The organism is Arthrobacter sp. StoSoilA2 (genome assembly GCF_019977195.1).
Taxonomy (GTDB): Bacteria; Actinomycetota; Actinomycetes; order Actinomycetales; family Micrococcaceae; genus Arthrobacter.
In genome coordinates, this window is record NZ_AP024643.1 from 160891 (window position 1) to 181969 (window position 21079).

24 protein-coding genes and 1 tRNA gene are annotated in these 21079 nt (G+C 62.5%); 10 read left to right on the forward strand and 15 right to left on the reverse strand.

Annotated features, from left to right (window positions below; translation table 11 throughout):
• Positions 1-39: 39 nt before the first annotated feature.
• The 3 genes from LDN82_RS00760 (at position 40) to LDN82_RS00770 (ending at position 932) form a co-directional block, all read left to right on the forward strand.
• Positions 40-216 carry a CsbD family protein gene (locus LDN82_RS00760; protein ID WP_224094634.1) on the forward strand — a complete coding sequence of 59 codons (177 nt, stop codon included), beginning with the start codon at positions 40-42 and terminating at the stop codon, positions 214-216.
• A gap of 91 nt (positions 217-307) precedes the next feature.
• Positions 308-568: a DUF4235 domain-containing protein gene (locus LDN82_RS00765; protein ID WP_224094636.1), complete on the forward strand. Its 261-nt coding sequence runs from the start codon at positions 308-310 to the stop codon at positions 566-568.
• A gap of 4 nt (positions 569-572) precedes the next feature.
• On the forward strand, positions 573-932 hold the full coding sequence (locus tag LDN82_RS00770) for a VOC family protein (protein WP_224166016.1): 360 nt from the start codon (positions 573-575) through the stop codon (positions 930-932).
• On the opposite strand, the gene LDN82_RS00775 is transcribed toward LDN82_RS00770, so the two are convergent.
• Positions 929-1441 (reverse strand): VOC family protein, encoded by a 513-nt coding sequence (locus LDN82_RS00775; protein WP_224166017.1) that lies wholly within the window; start codon positions 1439-1441, stop codon positions 929-931. The genes LDN82_RS00770 and LDN82_RS00775 overlap by 4 nt on opposite strands.
• Positions 1442-1514: 73 nt before the next feature.
• Here LDN82_RS00775 and LDN82_RS00780 point away from each other — a divergent pair, with 73 nt between their 5' ends.
• Complete coding sequence (locus LDN82_RS00780; protein WP_224166018.1) at positions 1515-2300, forward strand: helix-turn-helix transcriptional regulator; 786 nt, start codon at positions 1515-1517, stop codon at positions 2298-2300.
• Here the strand turns inward: LDN82_RS00780 and LDN82_RS00785 are convergent.
• From LDN82_RS00785 to LDN82_RS00800, 4 genes are all read right to left on the reverse strand, one after another.
• Complete coding sequence (locus tag LDN82_RS00785) at positions 2297-2446, reverse strand: hypothetical protein (RefSeq protein WP_224166019.1); 150 nt, start codon at positions 2444-2446, stop codon at positions 2297-2299. The genes LDN82_RS00780 and LDN82_RS00785 overlap by 4 nt on opposite strands.
• Positions 2447-2565: 119 nt before the next feature.
• Positions 2566-3918, reverse strand: a complete 1353-nt coding sequence (locus tag LDN82_RS00790; RefSeq protein ID WP_224166020.1) for a cation:dicarboxylase symporter family transporter — start codon at positions 3916-3918, stop codon at positions 2566-2568.
• Positions 3919-4723: 805 nt separating this feature from the next.
• Positions 4724-5209 (reverse strand): hypothetical protein, encoded by a 486-nt coding sequence (locus LDN82_RS00795; RefSeq protein WP_224166021.1) that lies wholly within the window; start codon positions 5207-5209, stop codon positions 4724-4726.
• A gap of 115 nt (positions 5210-5324) precedes the next feature.
• Complete coding sequence (locus LDN82_RS00800) at positions 5325-6161, reverse strand: A/G-specific adenine glycosylase (RefSeq protein WP_275965520.1); 837 nt, start codon at positions 6159-6161, stop codon at positions 5325-5327.
• Between the two features lie 329 nt (positions 6162-6490).
• Between LDN82_RS00800 and LDN82_RS00805 the strand changes: the two genes are divergently transcribed.
• Positions 6491-7210, forward strand: coding sequence for a hypothetical protein (locus tag LDN82_RS00805; RefSeq protein WP_224166022.1), 720 nt, complete (start codon positions 6491-6493; stop codon positions 7208-7210).
• 48 nt (positions 7211-7258) lie between these two features.
• Here the strand turns inward: LDN82_RS00805 and disA are convergent, their stop codons facing one another.
• The 4 genes from disA to LDN82_RS00825 all read right to left on the reverse strand — a co-directional run bounded on the left by disA (position 7259) and on the right by LDN82_RS00825 (position 11886).
• Positions 7259-8335 (reverse strand): DNA integrity scanning diadenylate cyclase DisA, encoded by a 1077-nt coding sequence (disA, locus tag LDN82_RS00810; RefSeq protein WP_216922711.1) that lies wholly within the window; start codon positions 8333-8335, stop codon positions 7259-7261.
• 264 nt (positions 8336-8599) lie between these two features.
• On the reverse strand, positions 8600-9223 hold the full coding sequence (locus tag LDN82_RS00815; RefSeq protein WP_224166023.1) for a Pr6Pr family membrane protein: 624 nt from the start codon (positions 9221-9223) through the stop codon (positions 8600-8602).
• 54 nt (positions 9224-9277) lie between these two features.
• Positions 9278-10651: a DNA repair protein RadA gene (radA, locus tag LDN82_RS00820; protein WP_017197019.1), complete on the reverse strand. Its 1374-nt coding sequence runs from the start codon at positions 10649-10651 to the stop codon at positions 9278-9280.
• A 107-nt stretch (positions 10652-10758) separates the two neighbouring features.
• Entirely contained in the window at positions 10759-11886 is a 1128-nt protein-coding gene (locus LDN82_RS00825; RefSeq protein ID WP_224167431.1) for an FUSC family protein, read from the reverse strand.
• Positions 11887-12123: 237 nt separating this feature from the next.
• Between LDN82_RS00825 and pstS the strand changes: the two genes are divergently transcribed.
• From pstS to pstB, 4 genes are all read left to right on the forward strand, one after another.
• Positions 12124-13245, forward strand: coding sequence for a phosphate ABC transporter substrate-binding protein PstS (gene pstS, locus LDN82_RS00830; protein ID WP_224094649.1), 1122 nt, complete (start codon positions 12124-12126; stop codon positions 13243-13245).
• Positions 13246-13381: 136 nt separating this feature from the next.
• Positions 13382-14314 carry a phosphate ABC transporter permease subunit PstC gene (gene pstC, locus LDN82_RS00835; protein WP_224166024.1) on the forward strand — a complete coding sequence of 311 codons (933 nt, stop codon included), beginning with the start codon at positions 13382-13384 and terminating at the stop codon, positions 14312-14314.
• Positions 14315-15418: a phosphate ABC transporter permease PstA gene (gene pstA, locus LDN82_RS00840; RefSeq protein WP_224166025.1), complete on the forward strand. Its 1104-nt coding sequence runs from the start codon at positions 14315-14317 to the stop codon at positions 15416-15418. It begins immediately after the preceding gene.
• Positions 15419-15486: 68 nt separating this feature from the next.
• Positions 15487-16266 carry a phosphate ABC transporter ATP-binding protein PstB gene (gene pstB, locus LDN82_RS00845; protein ID WP_224166026.1) on the forward strand — a complete coding sequence of 260 codons (780 nt, stop codon included), beginning with the start codon at positions 15487-15489 and terminating at the stop codon, positions 16264-16266.
• 153 nt (positions 16267-16419) lie between these two features.
• Here pstB and LDN82_RS00850 read toward each other — a convergent pair whose 3' ends face one another.
• The 3 genes from LDN82_RS00850 to LDN82_RS00860 form a co-directional block, all read right to left on the reverse strand.
• A complete protein-coding gene (locus tag LDN82_RS00850; protein ID WP_224094657.1) occupies positions 16420-17436 on the reverse strand; it encodes an inorganic phosphate transporter in 1017 nt (338 codons plus the stop codon).
• 1 nt (position 17437) lies between these two features.
• A complete protein-coding gene (locus LDN82_RS00855) occupies positions 17438-18055 on the reverse strand; it encodes a nuclease PIN (RefSeq protein ID WP_224166027.1) in 618 nt (205 codons plus the stop codon).
• A gap of 333 nt (positions 18056-18388) precedes the next feature.
• Complete coding sequence (locus tag LDN82_RS00860; RefSeq protein ID WP_216922681.1) at positions 18389-19048, reverse strand: hypothetical protein; 660 nt, start codon at positions 19046-19048, stop codon at positions 18389-18391.
• A gap of 239 nt (positions 19049-19287) precedes the next feature.
• Between LDN82_RS00860 and LDN82_RS00865 the strand changes: the two genes are divergently transcribed.
• A tRNA-Lys gene (locus LDN82_RS00865) sits at positions 19288-19360 on the forward strand.
• 88 nt (positions 19361-19448) lie between these two features.
• Here LDN82_RS00865 and LDN82_RS00870 read toward each other — a convergent pair.
• From LDN82_RS00870 to LDN82_RS00880, 3 genes are all read right to left on the reverse strand, one after another.
• The gene (locus LDN82_RS00870) at positions 19449-19838 is read right to left on the reverse strand and encodes a hypothetical protein (RefSeq protein WP_224166028.1); all 390 of its coding nucleotides are present in this window, start codon (positions 19836-19838) and stop codon (positions 19449-19451) included.
• A 111-nt stretch (positions 19839-19949) separates the two neighbouring features.
• Complete coding sequence (locus LDN82_RS00875; protein WP_224166029.1) at positions 19950-20324, reverse strand: hypothetical protein; 375 nt, start codon at positions 20322-20324, stop codon at positions 19950-19952.
• An 11-nt stretch (positions 20325-20335) separates the two neighbouring features.
• Positions 20336-21058 carry a GAF and ANTAR domain-containing protein gene (locus LDN82_RS00880; protein WP_224166030.1) on the reverse strand — a complete coding sequence of 241 codons (723 nt, stop codon included), beginning with the start codon at positions 21056-21058 and terminating at the stop codon, positions 20336-20338.
• Positions 21059-21079: the final 21 nt, after the last annotated feature.

The following is a 21079-nucleotide window of genomic DNA, read 5'->3' on the forward strand; positions in this document are numbered from 1 at the left end:
TGTAGAGGTACAGGTTCACTACAAGGAAGAGGTGCGGGCATGGGTGCTGACGACAAGATGGAGAACGCTGGCGAGAAGATCGCAGGCAAGGCCAAGGAAGCTGCCGGAAAGCTCACTGACAACGAGCGCCTGGAAGCCGAAGGCAAGGGCGAGCAGGTCAAGAGCGACCTCAAGGGCGCCGGCGAAAAGGTAAAGGACGCTTTCAAGCACGACTAGGAATTCGGGCAGGGCCGTTGCGGTTGCAGCGGCCCTGCCTTCCTTTGTGTTTGGCAGGGCAAACCCGCACGATCAGATGGAGGATTCTTTCGTGAATTTGCTGGTGAAATTGTTCGGCCTGGCAGTCAGCCTCGGAGCTGGAGTGCTGGCAAACAAGACGCTTGAAGGACTCTGGGAGAAAAAGACAGGCAAACCTGCCCCCAAGGACGGAACCAATCTGAACGATTCCTTGCCGGGAGTGCTCATGTTCGCTGTGGTTTCCGCGGGCGTTGGCGCCGTGGTTCACGTTCTTACCCAAAGGGGCACCAAGAGTGCGCTGGCCCGAATGAAGAAAACGGCAGACGAGGTTTAGCAAAATGGCAATAGCCCGATACCCGAGTGTTGCTATCGATTGTCCGGATGCGCCCGCCCTTGCCGCCTTTTACGGCGAACTGCTGGGCTGGGAGGTCAAAGGCGAAACTGATTGGTTCGAGATCCGTCCCAGCGATGGGAACAACTGCATTGCTTTCCAACAGGTCCAGTCGTATCACGCACCGGAATGGCCGGGGCAAACGGTACCCCAGCAGATGCACCTTGATCTGATGGTGGAAGATCTGGACAAGGGTGAGGAAGTGGCTCTTTCGTTGGGGGCAAGCAAGGCGGAGCACCAGCCGGGGACCACCTTCAGGGTGTTCCTTGACCCGGCCGGACATCCGTTCTGCCTGTGTCTTTCCTAACCCTGCTGGGCCGCCCACTCCTCGACTCGACGGTTGCTCTCCTCTTCGGAGAGATCTTCCACCCGCGTCATGATGGACCAGCGGACACCGAACGGATCGCGGATGCTGGCATATCGGTCCCCTGAAACGAACGTGGTGAGTGGTTCGCGAATGAGGGCGCCGGCTTGTTCCGCCCGTTGCACGAGTGCGTCTGCGTCCGGGCAGTAAAAGCCCAGGGAATAGCAGTCATCATCGCCGTCGGGCGCCGGGACCAAGTGGTATTCCGGGTTGGGTTCCCCTAGTTGAAGGTGGCCGTTTCCGAGGTCGAGTTCGGCATGGACCACAACGCCGCCCATCTCCGTGACGCCAACAACCCGTGCGCCGAAAACGTCCGTATAGAACGTGATCGCATCTTTGGCATTGGGTATGGCAAGGAACGGCGTGAGGCTGGTCAGCCCGTTGGGGACTCCGTGGGTGGTGTACTTTCCATGGGCGGCCGTGGTTGGCTCAGTGCTTGTAGTATCTGTCATGTCCTTGACGCTACGGGCCGGGCTGTCCCCGGCGCTTGGAAATTCGCGACAGACTTTGTTGGGGAGGAGGCTCGTGGACAGTTCCTTCAAGGGGATTCTTTACCCGGCACGGCTTCCCACTTTCAACCGTTTGGCGGCACCGGAGTCTGTTGCGGAGCTGGTCCAATGGTTCTGGATTCCTGAATGGGACATCGAGCCAGGCCGCATGTCCCGTCAACACCTGATCGCCTACCCCGCGTCCAATCTCGTTGTGCAGTTGGATGACGTGGTCTTCTCGGGTCCCACAACCCGGGCCGCTTATCGAGACTTGAATGGCCGTGGCTGGGCAGTGGGAGCGCTGTTGAGCCCTGCGGCTGTTCCGGTGTTCACCGACGATCCGGGCAGCTTGCGTGATGCCGAGGTGGTGTTGCCGTTTGAGGACCTTCACCGTTCAGTCGTACAGGCCATGAACGCTCCCGACGGCGGTGCCCGCCGCGGGCTGGCAGTGGACGCCTTTGCGTCGTGGCTGGGTGCCCTGAACTACTTCCCTTCCGAAGAGGCCTTACTGGCGAACCGGATGATGGACGTTATTGGGGCCGACCCGGACGTGACACGGATTGAGGACGTGGCGGCCCGGCTCGCTGTCTCGGGGCGGACGCTCCAGCGAATTGCCAGGAAATACATCGGGCTCAGCCCGTCGGCGCTCATACGTCGACGTCGACTGCAGGATGCCGCGGAGAGGGCACGTCTGGACCCTTCCGCTGATCTTGCGGGCATCGCGGCCGAACTTGGCTATGCCGATCACGCACATTTGACGAACGACTTCCAGAAGTACCTGGGGTTCACCCCGAGCACCTATCGGCGTGTGGTTGGCGGTTAGTCGTCGGCCGATCCCGGCTCGCTCAAATGCCGGTTGAACTCCGCCCCCGCGGCGTCCGGCATGACGTTGCTGCCGAGCCCCATGATGCGGGACTTCAAGGAGCCGCCAAGCACGTTTCCCTCACCTTTCATCTCTGTGGAGCTCATCGGTCATCCCTTTCGATTCGCTGTGGGGATTCCAGCGCGAAGCGCGCCCGGAGAAAGACTGTAACTGACAGGTTACTTAGTATTTTCGCATCCGGCGCCAATAGGGACAAAGCTGCTGGCTACACCGAAGCGGGCACCGGTGGTTCCGTAACCTCTTTGGTGGGTTCCGGCGTCGTGGTTTCCCCGCGGAAGGCGGCCAGCATCGCCTCACGATCGAATTGCCCCTCCCATTTGGACACCACAAACGTGGCAACGCAGTTGCCGAGCAGGTTGACCACGACGCGCATTGAGTCCATCAGCCTGTCGGCTCCGAGGAGCAATGCAACGCCCGCAACGGGGAAGATTCCCAAAGCGCCGGCGGTAGCGGAAAGGGCCAGGAAGGCCGAACCCGGAACGCCTGCCATCCCTTTGGAGGTCAACATCAGGATCCCGAGGGCGGCCAGCTGCTGGCCCAAATCGAGGTTATGCCCGAAGGCCTGGGCAAGGAACAGCAGCGAGATCGAAAGGTAGAGGGCGGCGCCGTCGAGGTTGAAAGAGTAGCCCGTGGGAACCACCAAGCCCGTGGTTGCGCGGGAGCAGCCTGCGTTGGTCAGCTTGGTCATGATCCGTGGCAGCACTGATTCTGTGGATGCCGTGCCCAGCGCCAGCATGAACTCTTCGCGGGAGTACTTGATGAACTGCCACAGTGGAACGCGTGGATACGCCCAGGCCACGATGAACAGCAATCCGATGAAGACCAGTGCCGAACCGTAGCACGCAGCCACCAGCAAGGCGTAGGTGCTCAACGAGCTGAGCCCGTACTGGCCGATGATGAATGCCATGGCCCCGAAGGCGCCTACAGGGGCAACACGCATCACCCAGGACATGATCTTGAAGAAGAGTTCGAGGGTGGTCTCCATGAGGTCGATGACGGGCTTGCACTTCTCCCGTCCCACCACCACGATGGCCGCCCCGAAGAAGACCGCGAAACACAGGACCTGCAGCAACGTGTTGGATGCGAAGGCTCCAACCACGCTGGTGGGAATGATGCCCAGCAGGAACTGTCCTGCATCCTTTGGTGGCGCCGTGGTGGTCTTGGCGTTGACGGCTTCTACTGACAGGGAGGTGGGATCGATGTTCAGGCCGGCTCCCGGCTGTACGATGTTGGCCACGAGCAGCCCGAACGCAAGGGCGAACAGTGTGGCGGCGGTGAAGTAGATGAGGGCTTTGACGCCCACCCGGCCAACGGACTTCACGTCGCCCACGGCCGAGATGCCGGTGACGATGACCAGGAATATCAGTGGCGCAATGATCATCTTGATGAGTTGGATAAAGCCATCGCCAAGGGGGCGAAGCGCGGACCCGACGCCCGGCCAGAAGTAGCCAATGGCGACCCCCAGCACCACAGCCACCAGGATCTGGAAAAACAGGGATCTATAGAGTGGCTTCTTGGCCGCTGGGCTCACAGCCATAGCGGGTGCGGGAATCTTCATGGGGGCGCCTATCTGTGCGGGGCCATGCAGGGTCACGGCCGGGGATCACACATGACGCTATGAGGGGCGTGTTTCGGAAATGCTAATTTCAAAGCCTTTTTGTGTTTAATATCGGAATCAAGATTTCACGATACGAAAATGCCTACTGCAGTTGAAGGGGTTGGCAGCCTTCCGCGAGCACCTCCGGCGGCTTTGGAGCGGGCTTATGGAGCGCATCAAGAAACAACCTGTAGGAGACCACCCCCGCACTTGCGGACCCGCTGGAGCAGCAGCATCGGTAAACGTGCGTCATCCAAGGACCGGGCAGGAGGGCTCGAAGCCACGAGTCGCACTCGGTCAACGAGAGCGGGGCTTGGATTCCACTGTCCCTGCGATGAGCAGCAATGGATACAGTGACACATGTTCCTGCTGGCGCCGGGCCCGTGGCGAACCATCCCCATTCCACGGCTTCGACGACGATCGTCACATTGACGGTCTCGTCCTCAAATGATGGGGTGGGGCTCATTCGATAGTGGCGTCGGCCGCGGTGGCGGGAGCCGCGTTGCGAGGACCCACTTAGTGCCTCGCGAAGTTCGTTCAGTTCCGTGCCATGTTTGTGGCGGATCCTCGCGCTGAGGTCCGCGACCAGGTTTCCTTCTGCTGCGGCAGGCGCCGGGGCGCCGACGGTGCGGGTGGGTGCCGTGACAGAAAACGTGTCACGAATGGGCTGCTCAGACCGGTGCACGACACCCCCAGGACTTTGACCATCAGGCAGGTTAGACGAGGATACCCGTCCAAAAATCAAATCGCTAGAGGAACCGTTCGATTATCCCTGCCTTAGCCCCGCCCCATCGAGCACCAGATTGGCGGTGATGAACCGACCGCACTGCTCGCCAAACGGGTAGTCGGCCTTGGGCGTGAACGTCAGCGTCCGAACAGGCAATGCGGTCCCGGATGGGGACGTGCCGGACACGGTTGCCTCGATGGGGGATTCCGTCAGGTTGGGCAGGAAGAGGTTGCCGTGCAGGGTGCCGTCCGGGGAGGACGTTGCCGAGCAAGCGCCCTCGGGTGCGCAGCCCTGATCTACGGAGATGCTTCCGGGAAACAGCTCCAGGTCCGCTTCTGTGCAGGCGCCGTCTTGGCACGCCTTCATGCGAATGGACTTAACCTCGTGCACGTAGCTGGCCTGAATGGTCAGGGACACCACCGGCGCCATCGCGATGGCTGGGCACGGGGGTGGCGATTCCGGATAGCAACCCGGAATCAGCGAGGTCATCGCCGCGAGGGTCCAAGCCAATCCGATCTTGCCCATGATTCAGCCTAAGCCGGGCCCGGGTTCCTGCACCCGGAGCCCAGGCAAAAGGCACCCGCATCGTTACGGCTCACACTGGCCCGTTGCCGAACCGACATCACGCCCCAATTGCCGCTTACGCTGGGAGCCGCAATCCGCCGTCGTGCATTTCCGCCAGGCCGTCGAGCAGCAGCCCGTCGAGTGCCCGTTCCAGCTGCTCGGGGGCTGAGTTGAGCCGGTGCAGTGCTGCCAGCGGAATCCCGACGCCGGACGGCGCGAACCCGAGGTCGGCAGGAGCCTGTTCAAACATTTCGCGCGGAACCGGGGCAGCAGCTTCGCGGAGGACGGCCATCACGGCGCCGCGGACTTGCCGGTCCGTGCCGTGCCAGGACTGACCCTTGGGCGTGTACGACGGCGGCGGCTCACCTGCCGCGAGCCAGGCGCAGCTTGAGCGCACAGGACACTCGACGCACTTAGGGGTGCGCGCCGTGCACACCATCGCACCCAGTTCCATGACGGAGGCGTTCCACCGCACGGACAGGTGCCGGTCTTCGGGCAGCAAGGCGTCGGCAAGGCGCATCTCGGCTGCGGTGAGCGTCGGAGCGGGCAGGGCGTGACCGGAGATGAGGCGCGCATGGACGCGGCGAATGTTGGTGTCCACCACTGTTTCGCGGCGCCCGAAAGCAAAGGCGGCGACGGCGGCAGCTGTGTAACTGCCGACGCCTGGCAGGCTCAAGAGCTCGGGATAGGTGTCCGGGACGTCGCCTCCGTGCTCGTCCCGGATTGCGACGGCGGCCGCGTGCAGTCGCAGCGCCCGGCGCGGATAACCCAGACGGCCCCAATGGCGCACGGCTTCCCCTGAAGGCTCGTCGGCAAGGTGGGCGGGAGTGGGCCAGCGTTCCATCCAGTCCCGCCAGACCGGCAGCACGCGCACCACCGGCGTCTGCTGGAGCATGACTTCGCTGACCAGGATCCCCCAGGCGCTGCAGTCAGGCTCGCGCCACGGAAGGTCCCTTGCGGTCTCGCCGAACCACTGGTCCAGGGCGCGATGGAGGCCATCGAGGTGGTGGGCACCGGGGTCCGTACCGTGGTTCGTACTGTGGTCCGTACCGGGAAGTGCCATGCGTCAGATCTCCCGGACTGTTGAAGTTTAGGCTTGCGCAGAAGCGCTGGAATTCTGCCCTCTACTGTAGTGGAAACCAGGACGGCAATCCTCGTGCGGTGCACGTCACACAGGGCGGGTTTGGCGTCCGGCGGCGTGGTGGTGGCGTGCAGCGGAGTGGGCCCGCCTAGCCTAGAAACATGGCCAATCAGGGTAAGAACCAGTCGTCCGCGCGCACATCAGCGCCGGCGAAGGGTGCTGCCCGCAGTTCAGGTGGTTCCGCCCGCCCTGGCACCCCGACGCCCAGGCGACGTCCAAGCCCGGCCGTCTACCGCCGTCGTCGGCAGTTTGTCTTCGGCGCTTTGCTGCTGGTGATCGCCCTCGTAGTGGCTGGCGTCGTGGCAATCACCGGCGCGCTCGCAAGTAAGTCCGAGCCGCAAGCTGTCAGCACACCGGAAGCGTCCCAGGTGCCCACGCAAGGGAATGCGCCCACAGCGGGCACTGCTTCCCCGTCCGCAAAGCCCACGCCCGTGTGCGACCTGAACCTGGTGACCGTCGCCGCGGCTACTGACAAGCCGGCCTACTCGGCTGAGGAGAAGCCGCTGCTCACCATGACCATCACCAATGGCGGGACGGCGCCTTGCGAGGTCAACGTTGGCACGTCGCAGATGGAGTACGTGGTGATGAGTGGCTCGGACAGGATCTTTTCCTCCAAGGATTGCCAGGCCGGAAGTGAAGACCTGGTCAAGACCATCCAGCCAGGCAAGAGCGAGACCGCCAATTTCCCCTGGCAACGCAACCGGACGCTGGAGGGCTGCGCTGCGATCGACGCCAAGCCCGGCGCGGGCGGCGCCTACTACACGTTCGAGGCCCGGCTGGGGAACAAGTCCAGCACCAAGGCAGTGTTTCAGCTGAACTAGCGGCCGGAGGAGAGTGGGCGGAAAGCGTCCGACGGCGGCAATCGGCTTCTAGAGGAAACGGTCCAGCAAGCTTGCTTCGGCCATGCGGCTCAGACCCTCGCGGACCGTGCGTGCGCGCTGATCGCCGATGCCGTCAACAGTCATGAGGTCATCGATGGTGGCTGCCATGAGGTTCTGCAAGCCGCCGAAGTAGTCCACCAGGCGATCGGCGACGGCCTTCGGCACGGACTTGAGGCCGGACAGTAGGCGGTAGCCGCGGGGCTGGACCACGGCGTCCAGCTGCTCAACGCCACCCGCGAAGCCGATGATTCCGGCAATCCTGCTCAAGTCAATCAGTTCAGTGGGGCCGAGGTTGAGGAGCGCCTGGACGGCTTCTTCAATATCCTCGGGAGTGGCGTCGGGGTCTGCGTAGTCGCGGATGATGACATCGCTGCCCGGGCCGCGGCCCATGGTGAGCTCCTCCACCTGGAGGGACAGCAGGCGGCCGTCTTCGCCAAGTTCCAGAACGTACTGAGCGATTTCCTCGGAGATACGCCGAACCATTTCCTGGCGTTGCAGGGTGACGGCCACATCCCTGACCGTGACCAGTGCTTCAATCTCCAGTGCTGAAAGGGAACTGGTGACTTGGTCCAGTCTCGCGCTGTAACGCTCCAACGTTGCCAAGGCCTGGTTGGCCCGCGCGAGGACCTTCTCCGAGCCCTCCAGGACGTGCCGCAGGCCGTTCACGTACAGCGCGATGATCTGCATCGACTGGCTGACGGAAATAACGGGAACGCCGGTCTGGATGGCGACGCGCTCGGCTGTGCGGTGCCGGGTCCCGGATTCCTGGGTCTCGATGCTTGAGTCCGGAACGAGCTGCACAGCGGCACGGACGATGTTGCTGGCGTCCTTGTCGCAGATGATGGCGCCGTCCATCTTGGCGAGCTCACGCAGGCGCGTGGGCGAGAACTCGATGCCGATATCGAATCCGCCGGAACAGATGGAGTCGATGGTGCGGTCCGAGCCCAACACGATCAAGGCCCCGGTGCGTCCACGGAGGATGCGCTCCAAGCCGTCCCGTAGTGGAGTTCCGGGTGCGACTCTGGCCAGAGTCGCCTTGAGCGACTCTTCCGGGCTCCGGGCCATTGGGTTTCCCTTCGAAGGTGCAAGCCATGGCTCACAGACAAGCTGAATCCGGCATCTGCGGGCGCTTCGAAAAATGCCCTGATGACGACTAGCACCATGATATGGCTTCCGGGCACCGTTAACCGCACCAGCAAGCCCCAAAGTGGGTCATTTCGTTATGTGCGGGGATGGCTGGAAGGTGCGTTTTCTTGCCTCACCGGCAAGGGTTGTTTGGGCCTATTGGGCGGTTGACGTGCTTCGATATAACAAATTGGTGTAGATATTCTAGTAATCCACCTGCCGCTTCAGCTTGTTCCCGAGCCACAGCATCGCCAGGCTCACCAGGAGGAAGCCGACGGAAATCGCTGCGGCAAAAACCACCACACCGCCCCAGCCACCTGCCCGGGCGGGGTCGATGAACCAGTACGGGTACCACTTGACGAACGCTCCACGGATGAGGCTATAGACCAGGTAGCCCACCGGGTAGAGCAGCCAGTACCAGATATGGCGGGTAGTCAAGGTTGCCCGCGGTGGTTGGAACAGCCAGTCCACCACCATCACCACAGGGATCAGGTAGTGGACCACAAAGTTGACCCACGGAAGAAGGGAGCCAAGGTCCTCGCCGGCAAGCAAAGCGCCGAATACCAGTCCAACTACGGCCATGGCGATGGTCGCCGTGCCGCGGGTGGCGTCATCGATCTCACTGGGTCGTTTCCGGACCAGAACCCTGTATCCGCTGATGAGCAGCACCACGGCCGCGAAGATATTGGATAAGTTGGTGAAGTAGCTGAAGAAGTTCCAGACGTCGTACCCCATGCCTAAATGAACCGTCAGCTGCGTTCCCACTGCCACCAGGGTCAAAAGGCCAAAGAAAAAGCGTCCCCCAATAAGCACAGTTCTTTTGGTCATGGCCCAATCCTTGCCGAAACCGCAGCTCAGCGGGCTCCCGACACCCCGGCGGAATTACGTGATCAGCAGTTCCAGCGCTTCGGCCAGGTGGCCAACTTCCCGCACCGAGAAGCCGTCCGGGATGACACCGGCGCCCGCCGGGCTGGCAGGCACGATCGCATGCGTGAACCCTAGCCGGTGGGCTTCCTGGATGCGCTGGTTAATCCCGGGAACGGGACGTACTTCGCCAGCCAGGCCCACTTCGCCGAACGCAATGAGCCGTTGGGGTAGCGCCTTGCGGGACTTGGCCGATGCGACGGCCAACGCAACAGCCAAGTCTGTGGCCGGCTCCGTGAGTTTCACCCCGCCCACGGTTGCCACATACGAATCGTCCTTATGGAGCATGCAGCCGGCACGCTGCTGAAGCACTGCGAGCAACATGGCAACCCTGGAGCTTTCCAGCCCGCTGGTGGCACGCCGGGGCTGGGAATTGGCGCTCTCGGCGAGGAGCGACTGGACCTCAGCGAGCAAGGGCCTGCGACCCTCCATGGTCACTGTGATGCAGGTTCCGGAGACGGGCTCCCGGGTCCGCGAAACGAACAACCCGCTGGGATCGGCCAACCCCTCGATGCCGGCCTCGTTAAGATCAAAGCAACCGACGTCGTCCGTGGCGCCATAGCGGTTTTTTACGGCCCGCAACAGCCGCAGGCGCGAGTGGCGCTCGCCTTCGAACTGGCATACGACATCCACAAGGTGTTCCAGCAAACGCGGCCCTGCGATGGTGCCTTCCTTGGTCACATGGCCAACCAGCAACGTTGTCATGTTGCGTCGCTTGGCCGCAGAGATGATGGACGCCGCAACCTCGCGTACCTGCGAGACACCACCGGCGCTTCCTTCGACGTCGGCGCTGCTGAGCGTCTGCACAGAGTCCACGATCAGCAGCTTGGGCTCGAGCTTCTCCACTTGGCCCAATGCCTGCCCAAGATCGGTCTCGGCGGACAGATACAAAGTGTGCGCAACGGCGTCGATCCGCTCCGCCCGGAGCTTCACCTGTGCTGCGGATTCCTCGCCCGTAATGTACAGGACATCCTGCCCTGTGCGGGCAAATTTCGCGGCGACGTCCAGCAGCAGGGTGGACTTCCCGACGCCGGGTTCCCCAGCGAGCAGGATGACGGCACCGGGAACGAGCCCTCCTCCAAGGACGCGGTCCAACTCGTCCACACCCGTGGGCAGGAATGCCGCCGTTGTCCCATCCACCTCAGCGATCCGGCGGGCCGGCTCCAAAACTGTTGCGGCCGCCGTCGTACGCGCAACAGTGGCGCCGTACTCCTCAACGGTTCCCCACGCCTGGCACTCACCGCACCTGCCCACCCACTTGATGGCCGTCCAGCCGCATTCGGCGCATTTGTAGGCGGGTGTCTTGGATGCGCGGGAGGTCTTGGAAGCCATGGGTTCAAGGTTAGTCGCGGGGGCTGACAGTATTAGCCGCGAGATGGCATTTGATGCCAATGTTCAGCCGGCGGATTGTCATTAAATGCCATCTCGGCGGGAGCGGCCTACAGAGCCGGCAGCACGTCCCGGGCCTCGTCGGGTTCCAAACCGCTCGCTTCCAGCAAATCCACCATGAGGGGGCGGAACAACATCACCACGGTTTCGCCCTCAAGCTTCTGAACGTCCAGCATTTTGGGGTGCAGGCGCGAGGCGATGTCGGTCAGCTCGTTGCGTGCGTGACGCAGATGAACGCGGCGGGTTCCTTCGCTCTGCTCCGCCAGGCCGATGGTCAGTTCATCGATTGCGGCGGCAGTTTCCTGCAGCACCTCGGAAATGCTTTCAATTGCTTCGTCGGACAGCGCAGCATGGTTGATTGCGCTGGTGAGCCTGCGGGCAAAAACGCGGCTGTTACGGAGCGCGAGGTCGATGTATTCCAGCGAGTGCTCCAGGCTGGCTAGCTCGTCGCGGTGCCTCCGGTGCGCCGGGGCGAGCGTTGCAACTTCGCCGGACGCCCGCAGGGTCTGCCGCATCCGGTCCACCAGTGGCTGGCAGTTACGGCCGCGAATCAGCGCGTGCCAGGCGATGGTGGAGTCACTTTCGACCATGGCCTTGGCGCACTCGCGCAGCACTTCGGCGAGTTCGTGCAGGATTTTTTGGACATCCTTTCGCGGCTCCCGGCGCGGGTCCTTCGGCACCAAAATGGTCACCAGCAGAGCGAACACCCCACCCACCACCGCATCCAGGCTTCGCGTGAACGGCCCGCCGGCCGGCGCAGGCAGCAGCACCACCAGCAGCGACTGGAGCCCCAGCTGGGTGGTGAAAATAGTCCCGCTGTCCAGGAACCTGGCCAGCAGGATAGAGAAAAGAAGCACGACGGCGGCCTGCAGGATCCCAGCGCCCAGCCAGTGGAGCAGCAGGTCACCCACCACGATGCCGAGCGTGCAGCCCAGACCGACCTCAATAACACGGCGCAAGCGCGGATCACGGGAGAAGCCGAGCGCAATCAGCGAAGAAGTGGCCGCGAACAAGGGCCCCTGGTGACCCAGTACGTATTCCGCGAAAGCGTAGGCCCCCACTGCGCACACCGTCATTTGAATAGCGGGCGTCAGCGAGTTCCGGCTACGGACCAATCCCGTCCGGACTCTGGCACGCAGGAACCTCTTGCTTGCAGAAAATCCCTTCGCGGCAGCCATGTCCTCCAGTCTATTTGCCGAACGGCCGCCAAAGACGGGAACCCAGCCCCCACTCAAGGTGGCACGCGCCACATAACCCAATGGTCCGCCGTCGTTCACTTTGCGTTCACCTTCCACGTCAGATCCCGTTACCTGCGCTGTTTACCTTTCAGTAAAGGCACAAAAGGTCCATAGCTCACGCACGCCGAAATCTCCGTTCGGCCCGCATCAGAGAATCCCTGGAAGGGGTACATCCAAGTGAAGGCAACTCGCTTCGGCCGCAACGCGGCAATCGCGGTCATCGCAGCTGGCGCTCTCGCGCTCACCGCTTGCGGTTCAGACAACGCAACGGGCACCGCCGCTGGCACGCCGTCAGCAGCATCGGGCACCAAGGTCACCGGCACCCTCACCGGCATCGGCGCATCCTCCACCGGCGCAGCCATGGACGCCTGGAAGGCCGGCTTTGCCAGTGCAAACCAGGGCGCGACCGTGCAGTACTCCCCGGACGGTTCCGGCGCAGGCCGCAAGGCCATCATCGACGGCTCGGCACAGTTCGCCGGCTCGGACGCTTACCTGAAGGACGAAGAGCTCGAGAGCTCCAAGGCCAAGTGCGGCCCTGAAGGCGCCATCAACATCCCGGTGTACATCTCCCCGATCGCCGTCGCTTTCAACGTTCCGGGCGTCACTGACCTTAAGCTCGACGCCGCGACTGTCGCCAAGATTTTCCGCGGCGAAATCGCCAACTGGAATGACCCCGCAATCGCGGCCCTGAACGCCGGCGTTACCCTGCCGGACCTCAAGGTCACCCCGGTGAACCGCTCTGACGATTCCGGAACCACCACCAACTTCACCGACTACCTCGCAGCTGCTGCTCCCGAGGTCTGGACGGACAAGGCCGCAGGCATCTGGCCGGCAAGCCTGAAGGGCGAGAACGCCAAGGGCACCTCCGGCGTCGTCAAGACCGTCACCGACACCCCGGGCGCCGTGACCTACGCCGATGACTCCGCTGTCTCCGGCAAGCTGGGCACCGCATCCATCAAGGTCGGCGAGGAATTCGTCAAGATCTCCGCTGATGCTGCTTCCAAGGCCGTCGAAGCCGGCAAGCCCGTTGACGGCCGCGCCGCCAACGACGTTGCCATCAAGCTGGACCGCAAGACCACAGTCTCCGGCGCCTACCCGGTAGTGCTCGTTTCCTACCACGTCGTATGCACCACGTACGAGACCAAGGCAGTCGCTGACCTGGTCAAGGCCTTCGAAAGCTACGTAGTTTCAGACGAAGGACAGAAGACCGCCGCTGACGCTGCCAAGTCCGCACCGCTCTCCAAGACGCTGCAGGACAAGGCCAAGGCCGCCATCGAAACCATCAAGGCCAAGGCCTAGGGTTTCCGGCGGGTTTGCCTGAACCCGGCTAAACACTGAAGTTCCCTGTCCTGCGCGGAGTGGCTGAAAGGCCGTTCGCGCGGGATAGGGAACTTAGCCATGTAAGACCAGTTCACTGAGACTGAAGGATCGTGAAGTGACCACCAACTCCCTGACAACCTCCCAAGGCGCAGGACGCGCCGGGGACAAGGTTTTCTCCGGGGCCGCCATGGCCGCAGGGTGCCTGATTCTCGCGGTTCTCTTCGGAGTCGCCCTGTTCCTCGTGGTGCAGGCAATCCCTGCACTCGTCGCACCGCCTGCGGACATCCAGGGCGGCCACGGCTTCTTCGCCTACATCGCCCCGATCGTCGTGGGCACGCTCATCGCCGCCGTGATCGCGCTTGTCATCGCAACCCCCGTGGCAATCGGGGTGGCCCTGTTCATCTCGCACTACGCCCCGCGCCGGCTGGCTTCGGGGCTCGGCTACGTTGTGGACCTGCTGGCCGCCATCCCCTCCGTCGTCTACGGTGCGTGGGGCGCGGCTTTCCTGGCCAAGGAAATCTCCCCGGCCTACGACTGGCTCGCCAACAACCTCGGCTGGATCCCGATCTTCCAGGGACCGGCATCCGCCACCGGTAAGACCATCCTCACCGCCGGCATCGTCCTGTCCGTCATGGTCCTTCCCATCATCACCTCCCTGTCCCGCGAAATCTTCCTGCAGACCCCCAAGCTGCACGAAGAAGCTGCGCTCGCATTGGGAGCCACCCGCTGGGAAATGATCCGCATGGCGGTACTTCCGTTTGGTCGTCCGGGAATCGTGAGCGCCATCATGCTGGGCCTGGGCCGTGCCCTTGGCGAGACAATGGCGGTTGCACTGGTGCTGTCCTCGGGAGTCTTGACTGCAAGCCTCATCCAGTCCGGCAACCAGACCATCGCCGCCGAAATTGCGCTGAACTTCCCGGAAGCCAGCGGGCTCAAGGTCAATACGTTGATCGCCGCAGGCCTGGTGCTGTTCGTCATCACCCTTGGCGTGAACATGATTGCCCGCTGGATCATCACCAAGCACAAAGAATTCTCGGGAGCCAACTAAATGACCGCCACCGTAGTCCGCAAGCGCTCGGCGCTCACCAAGGGCCAACTGCCCAAGTTCGCTCCTTACATTGTCCTGGCCGTCGCCCTGATCGTGGGCGCAGCCATCCTGGCCCTTATCGGGTTCAACGCCTTTGGCTGGGGCCTTGTCTCCGCGGTCCTGTTCACCCTCGGCCTGGTGGCGTGGAGCGGAGCCGTCGAAGGCGCCCGCAAGGCCAAGGACAAGCTGGCCACGTGCTTGATTGTCGGGGCTTTCCTGATTGCCCTCCTGCCGTTGATCTCCGTCATCTGGACTGTGCTGGTGAACGGCATTCCCGGCCTGGTAACCCCTGGATTCCTTGGTACGTCCATGAACGGCGTCACCGGTGCCTTCGATAACAAGGCAGCCGAGGAAGGCGGCAAGGTCCTCGGCGGCATCTATCACGCGCTGCTGGGCACCCTCCAGATCACGCTCCTGGCCACCGTCATCTCCGTGCCGGTCGGCCTGCTCACCGCCATCTACCTGGTGGAATACGGCAACGACCGTCCCCTTGCCCGCGCCATTACGTTCTTCGTGGATGTCATGACCGGCATTCCCTCCATCGTTGCCGGCCTCTTCGCGGCAGCATTTTTCTTCGCGGTTGTTGGCCCCGGCACCAAGACCGGTGCGGTAGCCGCCGTCGCGCTTTCCGTACTGATGATCCCGGTTGTGGTCCGCTCCAGCGAGGAAATGCTCAAGATCGTCCCGAACGAGCTCCGCGAAGCCTCCTACGCGCTCGGCGTGCGTAAATGGCGCACCATCACCAAGGTGGTTATTCCGACAGCGATCTCCGGCATTGCGTCCGGTGTTACCTTGGCCATCGCCCGGGTTATCGGCGAGACCGCTCCCATCCTGGTCACTGCAGGCTTCGCGACCACTATCAACAACAACGTCTTTGGCGGATGGATGGCCTCGCTGCCCACGTTCATCTACACCCAGATCCTGAACCCGACTTCGCCGTCCAACCCTGGCCCCTCGGACCAGCGGGCATGGGGCGCTGCTTTGGTGCTGATCATCCTGGTGATGCTCCTGAACCTCGGAGCCCGCGTCATTGCCCGCCTGTTCGCTCCCAAAACGGGACGCTAGGCCGGGCCGGTTTTTCGGCCCCGGCCCCAACCAACACTTCCATAAACCCCCAAGGAATAAGGAACACCATGTCCAAGCGCATCGACGTCAAAGACTTGAATGTCTACTACGGCAGCTTCCTGGCTGTCGAGGACGTCAACATCAACATTGAAGCCAAGTCCGTCACGGCCTTCATTGGCCCGTCCGGTTGTGGCAAGTCCACCTTCCTCCGAACGCTGAACCGCATGCACGAGGTCCTTCCCGGTGCTCGCGTCGAGGGTGAGGTCCTGCTCGACGGCGACAACCTCTACGACCCCGGCGTTGACCCGGTGACCGTGCGCACGCAGGTCGGCATGGTTTTCCAGCGCCCCAACCCGTTCCCCACGATGTCGATCCGGGACAATGTCCTGGCCGGCGTGAAGCTGAACAACAAGAAGATCTCCAAGGGCGAAGCAGATGCCCTGGTGGAGAAGTCGTTGATTGGAGCGAACCTGTGGAATGAGGTCAAGGACCGCTTGGACAAGCCAGGTTCCGGCCTCTCGGGCGGCCAGCAGCAGCGCCTCTGCATTGCCCGTGCAATTGCTGTTGAGCCCCAGGTGATCCTCATGGACGAGCCTTGCTCGGCTCTGGACCCCATCTCCACGCTGGCGGTCGAGGACCTCATCAATGAGCTCAAGGACCAGTACACCGTGGTGATCGTTACCCACAACATGCAGCAGGCCGCACGTGTGTCCGACAAGACTGCGTTCTTCAACATCGCCGGCACCGGCAAGCCCGGCAAGCTCATCGAGTTCGCTGACACCACCAGCATCTTCAACAACCCCGCCCAGAAGGCCACGGAAGACTACGTCTCCGGCCGCTTCGGATAAGGGTCTGCAGATTCCGGCTTTGGGGGAGCCGGCAATGAACGACGGCGGCCGTCGCCTTGGGGGTACGGCCGCCGTCACTTTTTTGTACCCAAGTAAGTCGCAATTGCGCGCGTTTTGAGCCCTCAAAACGCGCTTAAGTGCGACTCAGACGGGTCAGAGGTCCGCCAGGGGTGAGAACGCCAACTCAAGGACGAAGGCCATTGCGGCCGTGACGAGCGGCGTGGCAACCCAAAACAGGAGAATCCTGCGAACAAGACGCCTGTTGGTGATGGCGAAGCGCTGGTTGGTGCCTGCTCCCAGTACGGATGCGGTCAGCGTATGGGTTGTGGATAGTGGTAGCTGCAGGCCGATGGCGCCAATGAAGAGCATCATGGAAGTCAGGGTTTGGGCCACAAACCCTCGCAGAGGGTCAACGCGGATCAACTTGTGACCCAGCGTGTGCGAGATCCTCCAGCCACCAAACATGGTGCCCGCTGTGAGCATGATCGCGGTCAGAACGAGGATCCACAGGGGCAATTCGCCCCCACTGGACAGTCCCGCCGCCACCAGTGCCAACAGGAGAACGGCCGCAGTGCGCTGCCCATCCTGGAGCCCATGGCCGAAAGCCACGGCCGCAGCAGAGACAGCTTGCGCCCGGCGGAAACGCCTGTTGATGACATTCGGCTGCGTATAGCGCGCAGCCCAGGTCACCGGCCAGACGAGCAAATAGGCAGCCACGAAAGCGATCACAGGTGACAGGACCAAGGGCAAAGCGACCTGGGTCAGGAGGACGTTGTCCACCCCGTTGATCGAGTGCCCGCCCACCAGCACGCTCGCAGCGCCTGCGCCGATCAATCCGCCCACGAGTGAGTTGGTGGAAGACAACGGGATGCCGCGCCACCATGCGTATACGCCCCAGATGATGGATGCGGCGAGGGCAGACGTCAGCATTGTTAGCCCGCCAATGCCGTTGGGCAGGATGATCCAGGACTGCGTAAACGCGAGGACGAAGCTGCCGCTGAGCATGGCGCCGATGAAGTTGAAAACAGCTGCCAGGAGGACCGCCACGGATGGCGTGAGGGCTCGTGTCCTCGTGGAAAGTGCTACGGCATTGGAGACATCACGGAAGCCGTTAAGGAAAGCGAATCCTGAAGCCAAACCCACCACGAGGACCAGGAATGCAACGATCACGTCATGATTCCTTGACGATGATGCTGCCTACCTGCGTGGCGATCTTACGCATGTCCTTGGTGACTTCCACCAACTGGTTGGCGATGTCCCTGTGCCGGGCGTACTGCGTCGATTTCATATCCTTCAGCATCTCGGCCACCCATGTGCGGTGGGTTCGCTCTGCACGTTTCGCCAGCCTGAGGATCTCAATCCAGTAGTCTTCGAGTTCGTCGAGGTCCTCAAGCTTTCGCATGGCGTCCACCGTCAGCTCGGCTTGGCGGCTGATGATCTCCAGTTGGTCGGCCGCGCGCTTGGGCAGGCGTTCCAGCTTGTAGAGCGCAACCAATTCGCCCGCGGCGTCGAGCTTCTCCATGGCCTCGTTGAGGTGCCGGGACAGCGTGTACATGTCCTCGCGGGGGAGCGGGTTCACGAAGCTGGTGCGCATGTGCGTCAGGAGCGCAAAGTGCAGGTCCAGGGATTTCGACTCGTGCTCGTGGAGTTCCTCGGTCAGGCGTGCGTGCTCACTGGCCTGGGCGCCGAGGATCTCTGAGAGCGTTCCGGTGGCGGCCACAATGACGCCTGCCATCTGCGCGAGCAGTACGAGCCCGGCAGGTTCCTGGGGGAAAAGGCGCAGCTTCATTTCGCTTCCGGGCCGGGGACGGATGGGCTGCGGGCCGCTTGACTTGACGCTTCCCGCTTCGGCCCCAACTTTACCTGTACGACGACGGCCACCGCTAAGTCTGCGGGTGTGGCAGCGGCTCACATTCAGGGGTGGCTAGCCCTGATCCGGGCCTGGGCATAAAAATGGTGCCGAACCGGATACGCCTCTCGGCGGTAGGCCGCTCGGAGCGGCTATAAGTTGAAGCCCGGGGGTTTCGCGGTTCGGCACCAGTTTCAGTGTTCTACGTCGGTGCGGCTAAGTCAACATTGACAGGCAAGGCCCGACGTGGGTAAATTCAGGGGTTTTTGGGCCCTAATCCAGCTCCCCCAAGCGCCATGCATTGGCTGCGTGCTCGAGGTCCTCGGCGGTCTTTACCAGCTGGTGCGAGTTGCGTGTGAGCTTGCTTGCATGGCTTTCATTGCTGTGCTCCGCCCCGTCCGCCAGGGTTGCCTGGCCGAGCGCCACAACCCGGCAGAACGCAGCGGAACGTTCCAGCGCGACGTCGAAATCGCCGTCGAACGCTCCGGACAAAATGGCATCTGCCATGGTCTTCATTTCGTCGGCTCCGGGTGGCTCCGCTGCCCCTGCAACCACGTTGGATACCTGGGCGGTGTCGCGGCCTGCCCTGAAGTAAACAGAAATGCGCTCGGGGTTCTGGATGGTGGCGGCGCGGAGGGCGTAGAGCCTCCACAAAGCACCGGGCAGGGAACGGGCGGGGCTTTCGGCCCACATCTCGGCGATGGCTTCGAGGCCCTGCTCGTCGGCCAGCTTCACCAGGCGACGGGTGACTTTGGGGTCGTCGCTGTCACGGCCACGTTTTACGAGCGCCTGGGCGGCCAGGTGGGCAGCCTCGGAGACGCGGGCGGGATCTGCCCCACCGGCGAACGGTTCGAAGTCGATGGGCGCGAAGGGCTTGGGCTTGTGGTGCCTGTTCGCTCCGCCGTACGCACGTGATCCTGGCTGTTCGCTCATGAGTTCACCGTACTCCTGTGCCCTGATGGGGTCGAGTAACGGTTTCTTTGGCTGCTTTCTTGCTGCCTGTGCGCCTTCCCGACCTACTTTGCCGCTGGAGGTGGGCCGACGCGCCGCTGCCGCCGCGCGCCGTCGTCGGCTCTTCGCTCAAAAGAGGTCACGACGCCGCGTTGCAGGCCCCGTTCCTCGACTGGCTTGACGTTGAGGTACAGTATTCATGGCTGTTTCAACAGCTGGAGGGGCCTTTAGCTCAGTTGGTAGAGCATCGGACTTTTAATCCGTGGGTCGTGGGTTCGATCCCCACAGGGCCCACCCTTTCTGCAGGCCGGAGACGTTGAGTCTCCGGCCTGTTTTTGTTCCCGGCGTGGGGTTCCGTGTTGAGCCCACGATGCCGGGCTTCCTAGGCGATTGCCTGTGATCCGTCCTGGAAGATCGGATACAGCGAAATAGGTGTGACCGTCTCCTCTGACGGAGCGTCGTGGAAAGGCTCTGGCGCCTTTGTTGCTGGCGTAGGAGCCGGTTGCCCGGCGGCGACGATTTCCAGTGATTCCATATCCAGCAGTCGTCGGCTCCCGGTTTCTGCATCCTGGAGCCAGAACAGATCGGTACCCGCGATTGTCTTGAGCACCGTGCCCCGGTGGTAAAGGCGGCCGTTGTGCCACGCCTCTATGTATTCGCCTGGGCTGAGAGCGTGTGGCTCCTCCTTGCTGCCCGGCAAGGTGCCAAAGGCCTGCGCCAGGCTGGCCTGCGTTTTCAGCGCCTGGAATAGATCCCTGTTTGCAGTGCTCATGTTTGCTCCCCTCAGCCGGCTGTTGCCATCTTTGGCCGGTTGGCCTTGTGGCTCCAGCCTTTCGCATTCATGTTGCAGGGGCGTTGCAGGCGGATGAGCGCTGTGTGACAGCTAGTGGGGATCGGCTTCGTCGCCTGGAGCGTCCCTGCCGGAACCCGTCCCTGGAGCCGGGTCGGAACCCGTCCCTGAACCCGGCCCGGAACCAGATTCGGAACCGTTCGAATCCGAGTTGGGAAGCTCGTCAGCGTATGGTGCGTGGGGACCGGGTTGGTTATTCAGGAGCTCGTTCGCCGCCATTGCCAGGAGGTCCCTTTCCAGTTCCGGAACGGACAGCATTCCCTGCAGGTACGCCTCCACTTCGTACTCACCCACGGACCCGCCGATGCTGAAGTACTGCAGCCACAGGGTGCCCGTGCTGATCCGCGCAGCGGAGAGGGCTTCCAGGAGCCTTCGGCGTTGCTCGGGTTCTTTACGTTCGAAGCCCATATCCGGCGGCCTTAGTTGTGGTCTGCCGGAATCCCGGCTACAAGCTCGGCGCTGACTTCCTGCAGGGTTCTGCTTTGGTCGCGGGCGTTCCCTATCAGTTGCTGCAGTGCCCGTTCGTGAGTGATCTTGTGGCGTTCCATCAATATCCCGCAGGCCCGGTTGACCAAATCGCGGCTGTGCAGGGCGGCCTGCAGTCCCTCACTGATGCGCTTGGGTGTCTCAGTGCTTTGAATGTGGGAAAGAAGGGTGGCAGCAGGGGAAGCGAAGAGCTCCATCAGCGTGACTGTGCCTGCATCAAAGACGGCAGGTTCCGGCGCGTAGATCTTAATAGCGCCAATGCTGCGTCCGTTTGCTATCAGGGGTGCGCTGACCACTGACCTGATGGGAAGGGAGCTGACGGCAGTACGCCATTCCGGCCAGCGCGTGTCCGTGCCTAGGTCTTCGATCAGCACGCTTTCTTCCGAGGCCCACGCTGTCAGGCAGGGACCCTGGCCCAGATCATATTGTAGGAAGTCCGCCTGCTCCACGATGTTGTCGGTGAATCCAGTGCTGGTCCTCCGTGCCTGCGAATCCAGGATGGAGACGCCTGCGCCAAGTGTGCCGGGTACGGACTCCTTGATGGCCAGCGACAGGCTTTGAACGGCTTGGTCAACCTTTTCCTCGGTCAACAGGAGGCCAAGAATCCGGCCGATGGCGCCCGAGAGTTCGTCCAGAGGAAGGTGCTTCTTGGTCATGATCTTCTTCCCGGCCGTTCA

Excerpts from the sequence above, each read along its gene's own strand:
- LDN82_RS00760 (WP_224094634.1), top strand. The coding sequence starts at position 40 with ATGGGTGCTGACGACAAGATGGAGAACGCTGGCGAGAAGATCGCAGGC.
- LDN82_RS00770 (WP_224166016.1), top strand. The coding sequence starts at position 573 with ATGGCAATAGCCCGATACCCGAGTGTTGCTATCGATTGTCCGGATGCG.
- LDN82_RS00775 (WP_224166017.1), bottom strand. The coding sequence starts at position 1,441 with ATGACAGATACTACAAGCACTGAGCCAACCACGGCCGCCCATGGAAAG.
- LDN82_RS00785 (WP_224166019.1), bottom strand. The coding sequence starts at position 2,446 with ATGAGCTCCACAGAGATGAAAGGTGAGGGAAACGTGCTTGGCGGCTCC.
- LDN82_RS00790 (WP_224166020.1), bottom strand. The coding sequence starts at position 3,918 with ATGAAGATTCCCGCACCCGCTATGGCTGTGAGCCCAGCGGCCAAGAAG.
- LDN82_RS00795 (WP_224166021.1), bottom strand. The coding sequence starts at position 5,209 with ATGGGCAAGATCGGATTGGCTTGGACCCTCGCGGCGATGACCTCGCTG.
- LDN82_RS00805 (WP_224166022.1), top strand. The coding sequence starts at position 6,491 with ATGGCCAATCAGGGTAAGAACCAGTCGTCCGCGCGCACATCAGCGCCG.
- disA (WP_216922711.1), bottom strand. The coding sequence starts at position 8,335 with ATGGCCCGGAGCCCGGAAGAGTCGCTCAAGGCGACTCTGGCCAGAGTC.
- LDN82_RS00815 (WP_224166023.1), bottom strand. The coding sequence starts at position 9,223 with ATGACCAAAAGAACTGTGCTTATTGGGGGACGCTTTTTCTTTGGCCTT.
- radA (WP_017197019.1), bottom strand. The coding sequence starts at position 10,651 with ATGGCTTCCAAGACCTCCCGCGCATCCAAGACACCCGCCTACAAATGC.
- LDN82_RS00825 (WP_224167431.1), bottom strand. The coding sequence starts at position 11,886 with ATGGCTGCCGCGAAGGGATTTTCTGCAAGCAAGAGGTTCCTGCGTGCC.
- pstA (WP_224166025.1), top strand. The coding sequence starts at position 14,315 with ATGACCGCCACCGTAGTCCGCAAGCGCTCGGCGCTCACCAAGGGCCAA.
- pstB (WP_224166026.1), top strand. The coding sequence starts at position 15,487 with ATGTCCAAGCGCATCGACGTCAAAGACTTGAATGTCTACTACGGCAGC.
- LDN82_RS00855 (WP_224166027.1), bottom strand. The coding sequence starts at position 18,055 with ATGAAGCTGCGCCTTTTCCCCCAGGAACCTGCCGGGCTCGTACTGCTC.
- LDN82_RS00860 (WP_216922681.1), bottom strand. The coding sequence starts at position 19,048 with ATGAGCGAACAGCCAGGATCACGTGCGTACGGCGGAGCGAACAGGCAC.
- LDN82_RS00870 (WP_224166028.1), bottom strand. The coding sequence starts at position 19,838 with ATGAGCACTGCAAACAGGGATCTATTCCAGGCGCTGAAAACGCAGGCC.
- LDN82_RS00875 (WP_224166029.1), bottom strand. The coding sequence starts at position 20,324 with ATGGGCTTCGAACGTAAAGAACCCGAGCAACGCCGAAGGCTCCTGGAA.
- LDN82_RS00880 (WP_224166030.1), bottom strand. The coding sequence starts at position 21,058 with ATGACCAAGAAGCACCTTCCTCTGGACGAACTCTCGGGCGCCATCGGC.